Source organism: Sulfitobacter mediterraneus, assembly GCF_003054325.1.
Taxonomy (GTDB): domain Bacteria; phylum Pseudomonadota; class Alphaproteobacteria; order Rhodobacterales; family Rhodobacteraceae; genus Sulfitobacter; species Sulfitobacter mediterraneus.
The window spans coordinates 21,347-35,897 of sequence record NZ_QBKU01000012.1 but is presented as its reverse complement, the minus strand read 5'-3'; the positions used below and the strand labels follow the sequence as shown (position 1 = coordinate 35,897).

Here is a 14,551-nt window from a genome sequence, read left to right as displayed (position 1 = left end):
ACACTGAGATGAAATTTTTCGTAGATACCGCCGAAATCGACGCCATTGCCGAACTGAATGATCTGGGCATGGTGGACGGCGTCACCACCAACCCGTCGCTGATCCTGAAATCAGGGCGCGACATTCTGGAAGTCACCAAGGAGATCTGTGATCTGGTGGATGGCCCCGTGAGCGCCGAAGTGGTCGCTATGGAAGCGGACGCAATGATCGCCGAGGGCCGCAAGCTGGCCGAGATTGCAGACAACATCACCGTCAAACTGCCCCTCACATGGGACGGGCTTAAGGCGTGTAAAGTGTTGTCTGGCGAAGGCAAAATGGTCAACGTCACCTTGTGTTTCTCTGCCAATCAGGCGCTGCTCGCCGCCAAGGCCGGCGCGACCTTTATCAGCCCCTTCATTGGCCGATTGGACGACATGCACCTTGATGGGCTGGAACTGATCCAGGACATCCGCACGATCTATGACAACTACGGCTATGACACCCAGATCCTCGCCGCCTCGATCCGGTCAGTGAACCACGTGCAGGATTGCGCCTTGATCGGCGCTGATGTGATGACCGCACCGCCAGAAGTGATCAAAAAGCTGGCCGGTCACATGTTGACCGACAAGGGCCTTGACCAATTTATGAAAGATTGGGCCAAGACAGGTCAAAATATTCTCTGATTTAAAATCTCCGCTTTAGGTGGACCCAACCCGCCGCTGCGCCCGTCGCAGCGGCGGGTTTGAGTTTTTTGGGCCAAATGAAGCCAATGGGCGCGGCACAGCCATGGCCTGGCCAGCCCGAATGACGCGGAATGGCCACAGCGCCAAGGCCCGATAAAAAAGAACGCCGCAGGGGGCAGATTTTGTTCTGCAACCATGCTATACGGGCGCAAATAAAAAAGAGACGACCATGAGCAGCAATCCCAAGATTGATGACGCCCTGCGCGAGGCGATCATCACACAGCCCGATGTCATTCTGGATGACAGCGATGTGATGCAGGCCCTGATCGCGGCCAATGAAAAGGCGATGGGCGGTAATATCGTCGATCTGCGCGGCATCGCGATGGAACGGCTCGAAGGTCGACTGGATCGGCTTGAGGACACGCACCGTAGTGTCATCGCCGCCGCTTATGAAAATCTGGCCGGTACCAATCAGATCCACCGTGCGATCCTGCGGATGCTTGATCCGGTAGAATTTGAAACCTTTCTGCGCGATCTGGGCGGCGAGGTTGCAGAGATCCTTCGGGTGGACGCGGTCAAGCTGGTGCTGGAATCGGTGCAGAACGACAATGATCCGGCGGTCAAACGGTTGGGCGAGGTTCTCAGCGTGGCCGAGCCGGGGTTTATTGACGACTACCTCACGCGCGGACGCAGCACGCCGCCCCGGCAGGTCACCCTGCGCGGTGTTCAGGACGGTTCCGAAGAGATCTTTGGCGAAAAGGCGGATTGGATTCGCTCCGAGGCCTGTCTCAAGCTGGACTTCGGCGAAGGCCGGCTGCCCGGTTTGCTGGTCTTTGGTGCAGAAGATCCACATATGTTCGGCCCGCAGCAAGGCACCGATCTGCTGTCATTCTTTACCGGTGTGTTTGAGCGTGCGATGCGCCGCTGGCTGTCTTGAGCGGCCCTGCCAAATCTGAACATCCCGGGTTGATCAGCCTTGCCGCGCGAGATGCCTTGCAAAACTGGCTGTCCCAGCAACGGGCGCTGAAAGGTGCGGCGGAGAACACATTAACCGCCTATCAGGGTGATGTTGCCGATTTTCTGGCCTTTATGACCGTGCACAAGGGCGATGCCCAAGGCCTTGGCGCGTTGTCCAAGATTACCATTTCCGACATGCGCAGCTGGATGGCGCAGACACGTGCAGGCGATGTTGGCCCGAGGTCGATGGCCCGCAAGCTGTCTTCGGTCAAAGCCTTCTATCGCTGGCTGTCCGAACGCGAAGGGTTTGAACCAACCGCGGTTCTGTCCACGCGGTCACCCAAGTTCACCAAAAAACTACCCCGCCCCTTGGCAGTGGATGCGGCCAAAGCATTGCTCGACTGTGTCGAAATCCAGTCAGACCGGCCATGGGTCTCGGCGCGGGATGTGGCTGTGCTGACCCTGCTGTGGGGCTGCGGTTTGCGTATTTCCGAGGCTTTGGGGCTGCGCGGGGCCGATGCACCCCTCCCCGAAGTTTTGCGGATCGTAGGAAAAGGCGGCAAGGAACGGGTCGTGCCGGTCTTGCCTGCCGCACAGGCGGCGGTGGCAGAGTATCTGCGCCTTTGCCCACATATGCAGTCGGACGATGCGCCGCTGTTTCGCGGTATTCGGGGCGGTGCTTTGGGCGCACGGGCCATTGCGCAGGTGATGGCAGATGCGCGGATGCAGCTTGGCTTGCCTGCCACGGCAACCCCGCATGCCATGCGCCACAGCTTTGCCACCCATCTGCTGGATGCGGGGGGTGATTTGCGAGCTATTCAGGAACTTTTGGGCCATGCGTCCCTGTCCACGACACAGGCCTATACGGCGGTTGATACCGCGCGTTTGATGGACGTCTACAACAAGGCGCATCCCAAAGCGGGCTAGGCGCCAATACGTGGGTTATCCCTTACCAAGCTGATCCACAAAATCCTGCGCTGCTGCGGACGGATCGACTGCGCCTTCAGCGACCTTATCCCCCAGATCGGCCAATGCGGCCTGTGCGGCGGGCACCTGCAAGCGTGCCAAAAGCCGCTGTTTCACATCTTCATTGAACCAATAGCGGGCCTGCGCTGCGCGGGTGCGATCCCAAAACCCATTGGCGCGGCGCCAGTCAGTGAGGGTTTCCAGCGCCTCCCATGCTTCGCCCAGCCCGTTCTCTTGTAGGGCAGAAACGGTCATCGCCTTGGGGTAGCCGTCCGGATCTTGCGGGCGTTTGCGGAGCAGTCTAAGGGCACCGGCATAATCGGCGCAGGTGCGGGTTGCGGCGGCTTTCAAATCGCCGTCGGCCTTGTTAACCAGGATCACATCGGCCATTTCCATGATGCCGCGTTTAACGCCCTGCAACTCATCCCCGCCCGCCGGAGCCAGCAGCAGCAAGAACAAATCAGACATTTCCGCCACCACCGTTTCGGATTGGCCAACGCCGACAGTCTCAATCAACACCACATCAAATCCGGCTGCCTCGCACAGGCGCACGGCCTCGCGGGTGCGGCGGGCCACGCCGCCCAGATGGGTCTGGCTGGGGGACGGGCGGATAAAGGCATTTGGATCACGGCTGAGATGGTCCATGCGGGTCTTATCGCCCAAGATCGACCCGCCAGAGCGCGACGATGACGGATCAACAGCAAGCACCGCCACGCGCTTGCCCTGCGCGGTCAACATCATGCCAAAGCTCTCGATAAAGGTGGATTTGCCCACCCCCGGCGTGCCGGACAGGCCAACGCGCAGCGCCTGACGGTCTTGCGGCAATGCGGCGAGCAGCGTGGTGGCCGCCGCGCGGTGATCATCGCGGGCCGATTCAACCAATGTGATTGCACGGGCCAGGGCGCGGCGCTCTCCGGCGGTGACCCGTTGGGCAAGGTCTTGAATATCCATGGTGCTTTTTCGCGGGACGGCGGTGAAATGTCCATCCCCTGCCCTTGGCGCGGCCCTTTCTATGCCCGATAAAGCGCTATGTCATTTGCTTCGCCCATCGACGACGTATTGCCGCAGGTTATTGCCGCCCTGCGCAGCACGGGCCGCGCGGTGTTGCAAGCGCCGCCCGGCGCAGGCAAGACCACCCGCGTGCCACTGGCAATGCTGGAGGCAGATCTGACCAAAGGTCGCATCCTGATGCTGGAGCCGCGCCGCCTTGCCGCGCGCGCGGCAGCGGAGCGGATGGCGGCCACGTTGGGTCAAGAGGTCGGACAGACCGTTGGCTACCGCGTGCGCGGCGCCTCTGCGATCGGCAAGAACACCCGGATCGAGGTGGTAACCGAGGGTATTTTGACCCGCATGTTGCAGGGCGATCCTGATTTGCCGGGCGTTGGCGCGGTGATTTTTGACGAATTTCACGAACGGTCCCTCAATGCCGATCTGGGGCTGGCCCTGTGCCTTGAGGTGGCCGGGGCGCTGCGCGACGATCTGTTGTTGGTGGCCATGTCCGCCACCCTGGACGCCGCACCGGTCGCCGAGCTGATGCAGGCGCCGATTGTCACATCCGAGGGGCGGTCGTTTCCTGTTGAGCCGCGCTGGTTGTCTCGCCCGATTGGCAAAGAGCGCTTTGAGAATGCGGTCTCTGATCTGGTTCTGACCGCGCTGGCGGAGGCGAAGGGATCGGCGCTGGTGTTTCTACCGGGCGAAGGCGAAATCCGGCGGGTTGAAAGCCTGCTGGCGGCGCAGGTGCCTGCCAATTGCACCATCGCACCACTGTTCGGTGCGATGGATTTCAAGGCGCAACGGGCCGCGATCCGCCCGGCGCAGAATGGGCGCAAGGTGGTTTTGGCCACGTCAATTGCGGAAACCTCTCTCACGATTGAGGGGATTACCATTGTGGTGGATGGCGGACGGGCGCGGCGGGCGCGGTTTGATGCGGCCTCTGGCATGTCCCGGCTGGTCACGGAAAAAGTCACCCGCGCCGAGGCCACGCAGCGGGCAGGCCGCGCGGGGCGCGTGTCCGAAGGGGTGGCCTACAAGCTTTGGACCAAGGGCGAAGAAGGGGCATTGGCCGCCTACCCGCCCGCAGAGATCGAGGCGGGAGACCTCACCGGATTTGCGCTGGAACTGGCGCTTTGGGGGACGCAGGCGGATGAGCTGGCCTTTGTCACGCCGCCCCATGACGGACGACTGATTGAGGCGCAGAATGTGCTGCGCATGCTTGAAGCTTTGGATGCGCAAGGCCGGATCACCGCGCATGGGCGGGCGCTGGCGCGGCTGCCGCTGCATCCGCGTTTGGCGCATATGGTGGCCAAGGGCGGCCGGCTTGCCCCAACTTTGGCAGCGCTGCTAGCGGAACGTGATCCGCTGCGCGGCGCTGGCGTTGATCTGTCGTTGCGCATGGCGGCCATTCGCGGCCAAGGCGGCGCCGCGCAAGCCCACGCGCCAACGCTGGCCCGGATCCGTCAAGAGGCCAAGCGGCTGGCGAAAGGGCAAGACGGGCACGGCTCTGACGACATCGGGGTTTTGGCGGCATTGGCCTATCCGGATCGTGTGGGCCTGCGCCGCAAAGGTGACGCGCCGCGGTATGTCCTGTCTGGCGGCAAGGGCGCGGTGATGCCGCAAAGCGATGCGATGGCGGGGGAGCATTTGATTGTTGCCACCGACCTGGATGGTGATCCGCGCGAGGCCAGAGTCCGGCAAGCCGCCCGGATCAGCGAGGCCGAACTGCGGGCGGTCTTTGCAGATCAAATCCAATGGCAGGATGTCTGCATCTGGTCGCGGCGCGAAAACCGCGTGTTGACGCGCCAGCAGGAATGTTTTGGTGCTTTGGTTCTGGAGGATCGCAACTGGCCCGACGCAGCGCCCGAGGCTGTGGCCCTGGCCATGCTGGACGGTGTGCGACAGCTTGGGCTCTTGCCCTCCGCCGCGGCCCAGCGGTTTTTGTCTCGTGCGACATTGATGGGCGATGGGTTTCCTGATTTCTCTGAGGCAAATTTGCTGGAGACGTTGGAGGAGTGGCTGTTGCCGCATCTGACCGGGGTGCGCAGCGCGGGGGATTGGAAGGGGTTTGATCTGTTGCCAGCCCTGCGCGGACGTTTGGATTGGGATCAGACCCAAGCACTTGATCGTGCTGCCCCGGCGCATTTCGAAACGCCGCTGGGCCGCAAGGTTCCGATTGATTATTCCGGTGCGCAGCCGCAAATTTCGCTGCGTTTGCAGGAGGTTTTTGGCGTCACACGGCATCCGCTGGTCGCCGGGCAACCCTTGCAGATCACCCTGCTGTCTCCCGCCCAGCGCCCTGTGCAGGTGACAACAGATTTACCGGGGTTTTGGGTCAGTTCCTATCTGGATGTGCGCAAGGATATGCGCGGGCGTTATCCGCGCCATCCTTGGCCCGAAGACCCCACTGTGGCCGATCCGACCTTGCGGGCCAAGCCGCGCGGGACGTGACACATGCGCGGCTGCGCCGCATTCCTTTTTGATGATGGGGGGCTGTTTGCCCCCCAAACCCCCCAAGAATATTTGGAGCCAAAAAGGGCAGATCAGTCGTTGTCGGTGAGGCCCGCGCCTGCGCCTGCGCGGCGGGAGGCTTCGGTTTCGGGGACCAGAAGGCCTGCGGCAAGGGTCTGCATTCTCGCGGCCAGCGCATCGGGCAGAGTGACGCGTTTGACGGGCAATTGGGCTGCCGGCTGATCGAAGGTCTGCGATAAGGTGATTTGACTGCCCGAACGTGTCGCGGTGCAGGCGAAAGACTGGCTTTGGGCATAGCTCAGCGTGAGGTCGGGCAGTGGACCAGCAGGGATCTCTGCCTCATTCTGCCGGGCTTCGGCGCAGGCCATCAGCAGCAAGGGCAGATCGAGGATGGGGCCCTTTGGCAGGGCATCAAACGCTGCGTTCAAATCCGCCGCGGGTCGGTTCGCGATGAGGTGGCAGGCTGCCGCGCGGCCAAAGGCATAGGCTTGTGCCACGGGGGCGCCGCCGCCGCGTGCCGCCTTTGCGGCGAGGTTCATCACTTCGTTTGCGGAGCCGATCATGGGGCAAACACCGGCAGCCACCAATCATCGGCCGCTGCGTTCAATTCATCCGCGAGCGGCGCACCTTGGCATAGGGTGATCCGGGTCCAGCGGTCCGACTTTGGGTCAAACTTGGATGCACCAAAGAACGACAGTTTGCAGCGCAGCATGTCGATGGGCAGGCAGGAGGTCGCGATCAGGTTATCGCGGATCTCCGCATAGGGATGCACCGCGCCCAGTTGCACCCGGTCTACCGCCATGGCGTGCTGGGGAAACGCGGCCAGAAAGGCGGAGACCGGCTGGCTTTGCTCTGGCAGAGCGGCGTTCAGCGCTTTGATCTGGCGTCCGATGTCCAGCGGGCTTTCCAGTTCTGCGCCGGGCTCAGAAAACCGCAGTCCGAGGCGGGGTTCCTGTTTCGCTTCGGACACATACCAGAACTGGCCGCAGCCGGTCTCTGCGTCATAGTCCGGCACAAGCGCCCAGTTGAAATGGTCCCGGATGGCGGCACGCAAGGCGTCGGTATCGCTCAGCGGTGGGCAAAACGGGCCTTGCGGGTCGGCCATACAATCGCACAGACCATCGACCAGTTCTGCAAAGGGTTCGATTACCAGCGCCGCCATCAATTCCTGCACATCGAAGCTGTAGCGGGCGGCCTGTTCCATGGCTTTGTCCAGCGGGCGCGTGCCGTCAAATTTCAGATCTGACAGGATCGACTGCCAGTCCGCCCGCAGCGTGACGATGCGGGCCTGATGGCTTGGATCAGGCACATCCCATTCCGCCAGATGTTTGGCCGCCCGATGAGACAGGTCCGCGAGGCGGTCTTGCTGGGCTTTGGTCAATGTTTCGATAGCGCGGACCCGCGCCAATGCAGTCTCACGCGCCATCATCCAGTTGTTCAGCAGCACCGGATGGGTCACCAGAAAGGGTGCCATGCCTAGGCCCGTGGAATTGCCGATCCCTAGGTGACGTTTGATGTGGAGGGCCAGTTGGCCACCGCCCACATGTTCGACCAGATCATGGGTGAAATGACGGATCAGCCAGACCGTGAGCATTTCGGCGGCGAACGGCCCTTCCAGACCGGGACGATCCGCGATCAATGCGCGGTCGGCAATGCCAAACTTGCCGTTGCCATAAACCGCCGTGGTGCGCATCAGATAGCCAACGTCGCGGATCATCTTTTCATCCGGTTGCTGGCCGTCCTGCAAGGCTTGCACCACATGGGCAAACAGGCGCACGGATTTGTTGGCGCGGCTCAGGACCAGATCACGTTCGCTAAAGCGGGCTGCCTCTTGTTTGGGGGCGGCGGCGGCGATGCGGGCGATCTCATTTGCGTCCGGCACCCCGTCATAAAGGACATAGGCGCTGTCCCATGCAGTGGCGATTACGCGGTCGGTGCGCAGTTCAGGTGGCAGATCGGTGGAGATCGCCACCAATGAGTATTCATGGCCGCCAAAGCGCAGCGAATAGACTGCATGGCCAAAACCTCCCTCATCCATATTCCAGACCGGGCGAGTGATTTGGGCGTTTTCCCGTGCCAGCCGCCGGATCATGCTGCGCAGAAACGACAGGCGCGTGGGAAACATGGACCCCATCCGCGCCAGACGCATCACCTCATCCGGTGGGCGCAGGGGCACATGTGGTGGAATCACCTCGTCCTTCATGCCGGACCAAAGCTATGGGCGTAGAATCGCGCCCAATTGCCGCCCATGATCCCGTCGACATCGGCAACGCTCAGTCCAGCATCAGTCAGACCTTTGCGAATGTTTCCAAAATCGCGGTTGTCGTTGAACCAACTTGGCATTGGGGGGAAACCTGCGTTGTTGGCGGACCCTTCGCCATAGTCGATGCCTTTGGTCCAGCGGCCCACACGCATCCATGTGACGATGCTGTCGGGCTGGTCCTGGCAAAGATCTGTGCCAATTCCGAGATGCTGCGCCCCGTAGCGGTCGGCAGCTTCGGCGATCATGGTGCAGAAGCTCTCAAGCGTACAATCAGAGCCGCCGGCAAGGTGGTGTGGATAGACCGAAAAGCCGAGCATGCCCCCTGCCCCGGTCAGCGCCTTGAGCACCTCATCCGATTTGTTGCGCAGTGCGGCGTGCCACCAATGCGGATTGGCATGGGTGATGGCAATCGGGCGGGTGGAATGGTCAATGGCTTCGAGCGTGGAGCGGTCCGCCGAATGGGACATATCCACAACCATGCCAACGCGGTTCATCTCGGCCACCACCTCGCGGCCCATACGGGTCAGGCCGGTGTCGTCATCCTCATAACACCCCGTGGCGAGCAGGGATTGGTTGTTATAGGTCAGCTGCATAAAGCGAATGCCAAGCTGATGGCAAATCTCGACCAAGCCGATGTCATCTTCGATGGGGCTTGGGTTTTGAAAGCCGAAAAAGATCGCGGTGCGTCCGGTTGCTTGGGCCAGCTCCACATCGGCGGCGCTTGTGCCTTTGAAAATCAAATCGGGATGGTCCTCGAACCAGCGGTTCCAGCGTTCAAGGTTAAGGACCATTTCACGGAAGTTTTCGTGATAGGCGATGGTCACATGCACCGCATCCACGCCGCCCTGCCGCATCTGTTCAAAGATCGCGGGGGAAAAATTGGCGTATTGCAGGTTATCAATCAGGGGGGCTTTCATATCACCAGCATGCGCCCGGTGCTGCATTTTCTCAACACAGAAAACGACCTGTTGGGCAAAATGCAGCGTCGCTCATGATCAAGTGGCGTGGCCGGGGATGCCACAAAAACACTCCGGACCGACATGCAGGGCACATCGGTCCGGCGGTACCAATTAAGCAAGCGGGGTGGTTGCTTGCAGCACTGGTTACTTCGGCACAAGAACGTGATCGACCACATGGATCACGCCGTTGGATTGTTTGACGTCAGCGATGGTAACTTTGGCCGCGTTGCCACTTTCGTCGTAGATATAGACATTACCGCCGCGCACCTGCGCAGAAAGCGCGTCACCTGAGGCCGCGTTAAAGTGGTAGAACCCGTCGTGGGAGGCTTTGGCCTTGGCCGCGATGGTCGCGGCGGACCAATCACCCGGCACCACATGGGCGGTCAGAACCTTGACCAGCATGTCCTTGTTTTCTGGCTTCAGCAGGGTTTCAACGGTCCCGGCGGGCAGCGCCTCAAAGGCGGCGTTGACAGGCGCAAACACCGTGAACGGGCCCTCGGAATTTAGCGTATCTACGAGACCGGCGGCTTGAACAGCGGCCACAAGAGTTGTGTGATCGGCAGAGTTCACAGCGTTTTCAACGATTGTCTTTTGCTCGAACATCGCGGCGCCGCCCACATCGGGGTTGGCTGCGAAAGAAGCGGTTGCCATCAGGGCTGCTGCTGCGGTCATTGCAATTTTATGAAACATTGTAGTCGTTACCTCCAAAAACACCGCCTCCTTGGCGGCCTCTGATAAAGATACGGAGCGAGGCGCGACGTAGTTTCAAAATTGTTTGAAATTTTTTTGCAGAAACCCGAAAAACGCTTAAAAATCAGGTGATTTTAGATCTCTTCCAAGGCACCAACGGCGCGGATCTCACCCGTCGGGCTGCCGTCCGGCGCGCCGCCTACGGGCTCATCTGTGATGGCGAGGGTGACTTGACCCAATTTCCCGGCCAGAACCGCAGGCAGGGCAATGCGCATCACTTCTGTTTGGGGCAAAACACCCAATGACAGGGGCGCCTGCTCTGGCAGAATTGCCCAGAGTTCAAGAACCCGGCCTTCGGGCGCGGTGCCCGCGATGCGGCGCAATCCAACCTCGGTGCCACCCGCCTCAACTATCGCCAAAAGCTCAAGCGGGCCAGATTGCCCTTTGAGTTGCGCTGCCAACACAGGCATCGGCACCTCTGGCGGCACGGGACGCAACATGGGGATAGCGAGGTAGGCCAGCAACCCAAACGCGGCAAAGCTGATGCCCTTCCACACCCAGAGCCGTTCCAGCAAAGGCAAACGCTGTTTTGAGAAGAGGCTTTTCAGCAGTTTCTTCTTGATCCTGCGGGGCGGTTTTACCGGTGCGATATCATCTGTCAGGTGGGCAAAGCTTTCCTGCCATGCAGCGACTTTGATCGCGAATTGACGGTCATTGGCGAGTTTGAACCGCGCATTGGCGAGATCCTCGCCTTCGGCAAGGCCCAGCGCAAATTCTGCGGCCAGAAAACTATCATCATCCGGTGGGGTATCTTGCGGGTCGGTCATTGGCTCATACACTCACGCAGGGCCAACAACCCACGGCGCAGCCATGTGCGCATGGTGTTCAGTGGCACGTTGAACCGTTCTGCAAGATCGGCATAACTTTGACCGTCAAGATAGGCCCCCCGCACGGCAGAGGCGCGGTCCGGCTCCAGCCCGTCGAGGCAACCAATCAGCCGCTTGGCCTCTGATCCGGCAACCGCGGCCTGTTCCGGTGATGGGCCGGGCGCAGACAGCTCAAGCCCCGGCGTATCAATATCCTGATGTCCACTTTTACGCGCCCGCAGGCGGTCAATCGAAGTGTTTCGGGCAATGGTGATCAGCCAAGTCATTGGCGACAGACCATTCGATTGATAGCGGTCCGCGTTATTCCAGATCTTGACAAAAGTGTCCTGCATCGCATCCTCAGCCGCGGCTCGTTTGGACAAGACACGCAGGCAGACCCCAAAGAGTTTCGCGCTCACTTGATCATAAAGCACGTCAAAGGCAGCGCGATCCTTGAGCGCGACACGAGCAATGAGATTTTCAATTTCGCGGCGGTCCATGCCGGTGCTGCCTATTCCCTTTGGTTTTGTTCTGAAATGACCCGCGCGGCGCAGAAGTCAAATCTAAGGTGTTCTCCCTGCGCCAGACCTGATTAGGTTGCCGCATCCGCAATTTGCAACAGAAAGATCCGCCATGCCCGCGACGCCGATCATTGAATATTTCTATTCCGCGCATTCCGCCTATGCCTATCTCGGCGCCTGGGAGTTGGAGCGTATTGCAAAGGCCGCAGGGGCGCAGGTGCAGCATCGCCCGTTCGATTTCATGCCGGTGATGGATGCGGCCGGCGGCAGGCGGTTCAAGGACCGGACGCAGGCCCATGTGGACTATTTTTTCGGGCGCGAAATGGTGCGTTGGGCGGAGTGGCGCGGACTGCCTATGATCCGCCACCGGCCAACATTTCATGACAATCCGTTGCATTTGGCCAATGGCATGATCATTGCCAGCGGCGCCGATGCCGCAGCCCTGAGCCAAGCAATTTTGCAGGCCCATTGGCGGGACGATGCGGATATTGCGGATCGCGCTACATTAAACGCCATCGCACAAGCGGTTGAATTGGACGGAAGTGCCCTGTTGCTGGCCGCCGAAACAGACACGGTGCAAGCCCAACACAACGCCAACACCCAAGCGGCGATTGCGAGAAACGTCTTCGGCTCACCCACCTATTTTGTCGGCGGCGACATGTTTTATGGCCAGGACCGGCTGGACATGGTTGCGCGGGCATTGGACAAACCGTTTGCGGCCTAGGCGCTGATTGCCGAAGTTTCACACCATTCGAAAGGACATCTCATGAAGCTCAAGAAAATCGTTCTCACCGGTGCCGCGGGGCGGCTTGGCTCTTACCTGCGCGAACCGCTGAGCCAGATGTGCGAGGCTTTGGTCAGCACCGATATCACTGATGATCTGGGCAAACTACACGCGAATGAGACCTATGTGCAGGCCGATCTTGCCAGTTATGATGCGATCTTTCCGGTTCTGGAAGGTGCTGAAATGGTTGTACATTTTGGCGCAATCGTTGACGAAAAACCCTTTGAGGAACTGCTTGGCCCGAACTTTGTCGGCTCCTACAATATTTGGGAGGCAGGGTATCAGCAGGGCGTGCGCCGCATCGTTTATGCCTCGTCCATCCACGCGGTTGGAATGCACAAGAAGGCAGACTTTATCGGCATTGATGCGCCGCATCGGCCCGATACGTTTTACGGCCTCGCCAAATGTTTCACCGAGGATCTGGGCAGCATGTATTGGGACAAACGCGGCCTTGAATCCGTGCATCTGCGCATCCTGAGCGCGGCGCAGGTGAACAATGCCCGCGCTTTGGGGTCTTGGCTGTCGTATGACGATTTGATCCAATTGGTCACAAGGGCCGTCGACACGCCGTCGGTCGGGTTCAGCATCATCTATGGTGTGTCCAACAATGATCGTGCGCCAGTGGACAACGCCAAGGCATCCTTCCTCGGCTATCGGCCCAAAGACAACGCCGAGCAATTTGCCGAAGCCGTGTTGGCAGAGACCCCTGCCCCCGATCTGACCGATCCAGGCGAAATGTTGCAGGGCGGACCCTTTGCCAAGGTCGATTTGGGCCAAAGCGGCATCGCGCAGATGAAGATCGTGAATGACAAGAAAACCGTGTAGTCCGCCGATAAATGAGACCAAACGTTCCAGTTTTCACAGACCCACCCCCCAATGCAGGGGGGGGGCTGGGTTAAAGCTATGTAAATGTTTGCAAATAATTTGACCCGAAATTCAGAATTTTCCGATCTTCGCCCAAATTAGGCCATGTTTCCCGTTCAGATTGGTACCATAGCCGCCAAAGCCTTTGGCGCTGATAAATGGTTTTTGGAGTTTGAGATGAGAATCCTGGCGGTAGATGATGATCCGATCATTCTCGAGTTGCTCACGCAATTCGTAATGGCGATCGGCGATCACGATCTGACCACCGCTGATAGTGCGACGGAAGCGCTGGTTGTTCTTGAAAACCCCAACACTCCCGAATTCGATTGTTTTCTGTTTGACGTACAGATGCCCGCAATGGACGGCATCAGCCTGACCCGGTCTGTGCGCAGCATGGCGACCTATGCCGACACGCCGATCCTGATGCTGACGGCGATGGCCGACAAACGTTATGTGGACGCGGCCTTTGCCGCGGGTGCCACCGATTACGTGACCAAGCCGTTTGACATCGCCGAGTTGACCGCACGGGTCACGATGGTCGAAGGGCTTGTCGAGTCGCGCCGGGAACGTAATCGCAAAATCTTTGCCACACAAAATCTGGCAGAACCCGAAGCCCATGTTGAGCTTTATGAGCCGATTTCGATCTATGACGTTGAGAACGTCATCGACTACATGGCGATGGAAAACTACGTCGAGCAATTGTCGCGCAGCGCGCTGTTCGGTTCGACCACATTTGCCTTCACCATCCGTGAGGCGCTTCAGTTCCATCAGAGCCTGAGTTCGTTTGAATTTTATAGCCTCGTATCCGATGTGGCCGAGATTATCTCCGACACGCTTGAGGGGCATCAATATCTGATGTCCTACGCCGGTAACGGCACTTTTGTGTGCATCACCGAAAGCGGCTGGCGTCCTGATATGGCCCGGTTGATGGATGCGGTGAACCTATCGCTGGCTCAGACTGAGCTTTACAACAACAAAGGCGAACGGTTGCAGGCCCGCGTGAGCGCAGGCCAAGCCGTGCGTTTGATTTGGAAATCCGGTGCCTCCTTGATGGATGCGATGGCGCAGGCCCATGCCAGTGCCGAAGATGCCAGCATGGCCTTTGAACAATCCAAACATGACTTTTGGCAGATGGGACAAACAGCGTGAAACGGTTCACTTACGAATTGCCCGGCATGTCCGAAATTCGGACCCGGTTCATCGATCTTCTGGCCGAACGCCGCGAGCACATCGCGTCACATACTGTAGCGGCCTGGGATGCAAAAAATCCTGCCGACATCAAAACCAACCTTGCTGCGGCGCAAGCGACATTGCACCAGATTGCCGGCACCGCTGGATCGCTGGGCTTTGGACCTTTGGGCGACACCGCCCGCGCCTGCGAAATTCGCATTATCAAACACCTGGAGGACAACGATACGACATCGTTGACCTGCCCCGGTGATCTAATTGTTGAGCTGGATGACTTTGTCGCGCAATGCCGCACGGTATCACACCCGAACTGATTGATCTGCGATGAGTAGAACAACAAAGGGCCCGCGCGGGCCCTTTTTGCAT

Annotated in this window: 15 protein-coding genes; 8 read left to right on the top strand and 7 right to left on the bottom strand. The window is 59.6% G+C overall.

What is annotated here, in order from left to right; genetic code table 11:
* Positions 1 to 8 precede the first annotated feature (8 nt).
* The 3 genes from fsa to C8N31_RS17060 all read left to right on the top strand — a co-directional run bounded on the left by fsa (position 9) and on the right by C8N31_RS17060 (position 2,546).
* Positions 9 to 662 carry a fructose-6-phosphate aldolase gene (gene fsa, locus C8N31_RS17070; RefSeq protein WP_025046479.1) on the top strand — a complete coding sequence of 218 codons (654 nt, stop codon included), beginning with the start codon at positions 9 to 11 and terminating at the stop codon, positions 660 to 662.
* 229 nt (positions 663 to 891) lie between these two features.
* On the top strand, positions 892 to 1,599 hold the full coding sequence (locus tag C8N31_RS17065; RefSeq protein ID WP_025046480.1) for a DUF484 family protein: 708 nt from the start codon (positions 892 to 894) through the stop codon (positions 1,597 to 1,599).
* Between the two features lie 29 nt (positions 1,600 to 1,628).
* Positions 1,629 to 2,546 (top strand): tyrosine recombinase XerC, encoded by a 918-nt coding sequence (locus C8N31_RS17060; protein WP_025046481.1) that lies wholly within the window; start codon positions 1,629 to 1,631, stop codon positions 2,544 to 2,546.
* 15 nt (positions 2,547 to 2,561) lie between these two features.
* Here the strand turns inward: C8N31_RS17060 and meaB are convergent, their stop codons facing one another.
* Positions 2,562 to 3,536, bottom strand: a complete 975-nt coding sequence (gene meaB / locus C8N31_RS17055) for a methylmalonyl Co-A mutase-associated GTPase MeaB (protein ID WP_025046482.1) — start codon at positions 3,534 to 3,536, stop codon at positions 2,562 to 2,564.
* Positions 3,537 to 3,614: 78 nt separating this feature from the next.
* Here meaB and hrpB point away from each other — a divergent pair, with 78 nt between their 5' ends.
* The gene (gene hrpB, locus C8N31_RS17050; protein WP_025046483.1) at positions 3,615 to 6,029 is read left to right on the top strand and encodes an ATP-dependent helicase HrpB; all 2,415 of its coding nucleotides are present in this window, start codon (positions 3,615 to 3,617) and stop codon (positions 6,027 to 6,029) included.
* Positions 6,030 to 6,121: 92 nt separating this feature from the next.
* Here hrpB and C8N31_RS17045 read toward each other — a convergent pair whose 3' ends face one another.
* The 6 genes from C8N31_RS17045 to C8N31_RS17020 all read right to left on the bottom strand — a co-directional run bounded on the left by C8N31_RS17045 (position 6,122) and on the right by C8N31_RS17020 (position 11,328).
* Complete coding sequence (locus C8N31_RS17045; protein WP_051544550.1) at positions 6,122 to 6,613, bottom strand: hypothetical protein; 492 nt, start codon at positions 6,611 to 6,613, stop codon at positions 6,122 to 6,124.
* Positions 6,610 to 8,253, bottom strand: coding sequence for a hypothetical protein (locus C8N31_RS17040; RefSeq protein ID WP_025046485.1), 1,644 nt, complete (start codon positions 8,251 to 8,253; stop codon positions 6,610 to 6,612). The genes C8N31_RS17045 and C8N31_RS17040 overlap by 4 nt, the downstream gene beginning before the upstream one ends.
* On the bottom strand, positions 8,250 to 9,230 hold the full coding sequence (locus C8N31_RS17035; protein WP_025046486.1) for a membrane dipeptidase: 981 nt from the start codon (positions 9,228 to 9,230) through the stop codon (positions 8,250 to 8,252). The genes C8N31_RS17040 and C8N31_RS17035 overlap by 4 nt, the downstream gene beginning before the upstream one ends.
* Positions 9,231 to 9,416: 186 nt before the next feature.
* Positions 9,417 to 9,944: a fasciclin domain-containing protein gene (locus tag C8N31_RS17030; protein WP_249031128.1), complete on the bottom strand. Its 528-nt coding sequence runs from the start codon at positions 9,942 to 9,944 to the stop codon at positions 9,417 to 9,419.
* A gap of 152 nt (positions 9,945 to 10,096) precedes the next feature.
* Positions 10,097 to 10,789, bottom strand: coding sequence for an anti-sigma factor (locus C8N31_RS17025; protein WP_025046488.1), 693 nt, complete (start codon positions 10,787 to 10,789; stop codon positions 10,097 to 10,099).
* Positions 10,786 to 11,328, bottom strand: coding sequence for a sigma-70 family RNA polymerase sigma factor (locus C8N31_RS17020; protein ID WP_025046489.1), 543 nt, complete (start codon positions 11,326 to 11,328; stop codon positions 10,786 to 10,788). The genes C8N31_RS17025 and C8N31_RS17020 overlap by 4 nt, the downstream gene beginning before the upstream one ends.
* A 133-nt stretch (positions 11,329 to 11,461) precedes the next feature.
* On the opposite strand from C8N31_RS17020, the gene C8N31_RS17015 reads away from it, so the two are divergent.
* The 4 genes from C8N31_RS17015 (at position 11,462) to C8N31_RS17000 (ending at position 14,499) form a co-directional block, all read left to right on the top strand.
* Positions 11,462 to 12,073 carry a 2-hydroxychromene-2-carboxylate isomerase gene (locus C8N31_RS17015; RefSeq protein ID WP_025046490.1) on the top strand — a complete coding sequence of 204 codons (612 nt, stop codon included), beginning with the start codon at positions 11,462 to 11,464 and terminating at the stop codon, positions 12,071 to 12,073.
* Positions 12,074 to 12,115: 42 nt separating this feature from the next.
* Positions 12,116 to 12,958: an NAD-dependent epimerase/dehydratase family protein gene (locus C8N31_RS17010; RefSeq protein ID WP_025046491.1), complete on the top strand. Its 843-nt coding sequence runs from the start codon at positions 12,116 to 12,118 to the stop codon at positions 12,956 to 12,958.
* Positions 12,959 to 13,174: 216 nt separating this feature from the next.
* Entirely contained in the window at positions 13,175 to 14,146 is a 972-nt protein-coding gene (locus tag C8N31_RS17005; RefSeq protein ID WP_025046492.1) for a response regulator, read from the top strand.
* The gene (locus tag C8N31_RS17000) at positions 14,143 to 14,499 is read left to right on the top strand and encodes an Hpt domain-containing protein (RefSeq protein ID WP_025046493.1); all 357 of its coding nucleotides are present in this window, start codon (positions 14,143 to 14,145) and stop codon (positions 14,497 to 14,499) included. Before C8N31_RS17005 ends, C8N31_RS17000 begins: the two co-directional genes overlap by 4 nt.
* Positions 14,500 to 14,551 lie beyond the last annotated feature (52 nt).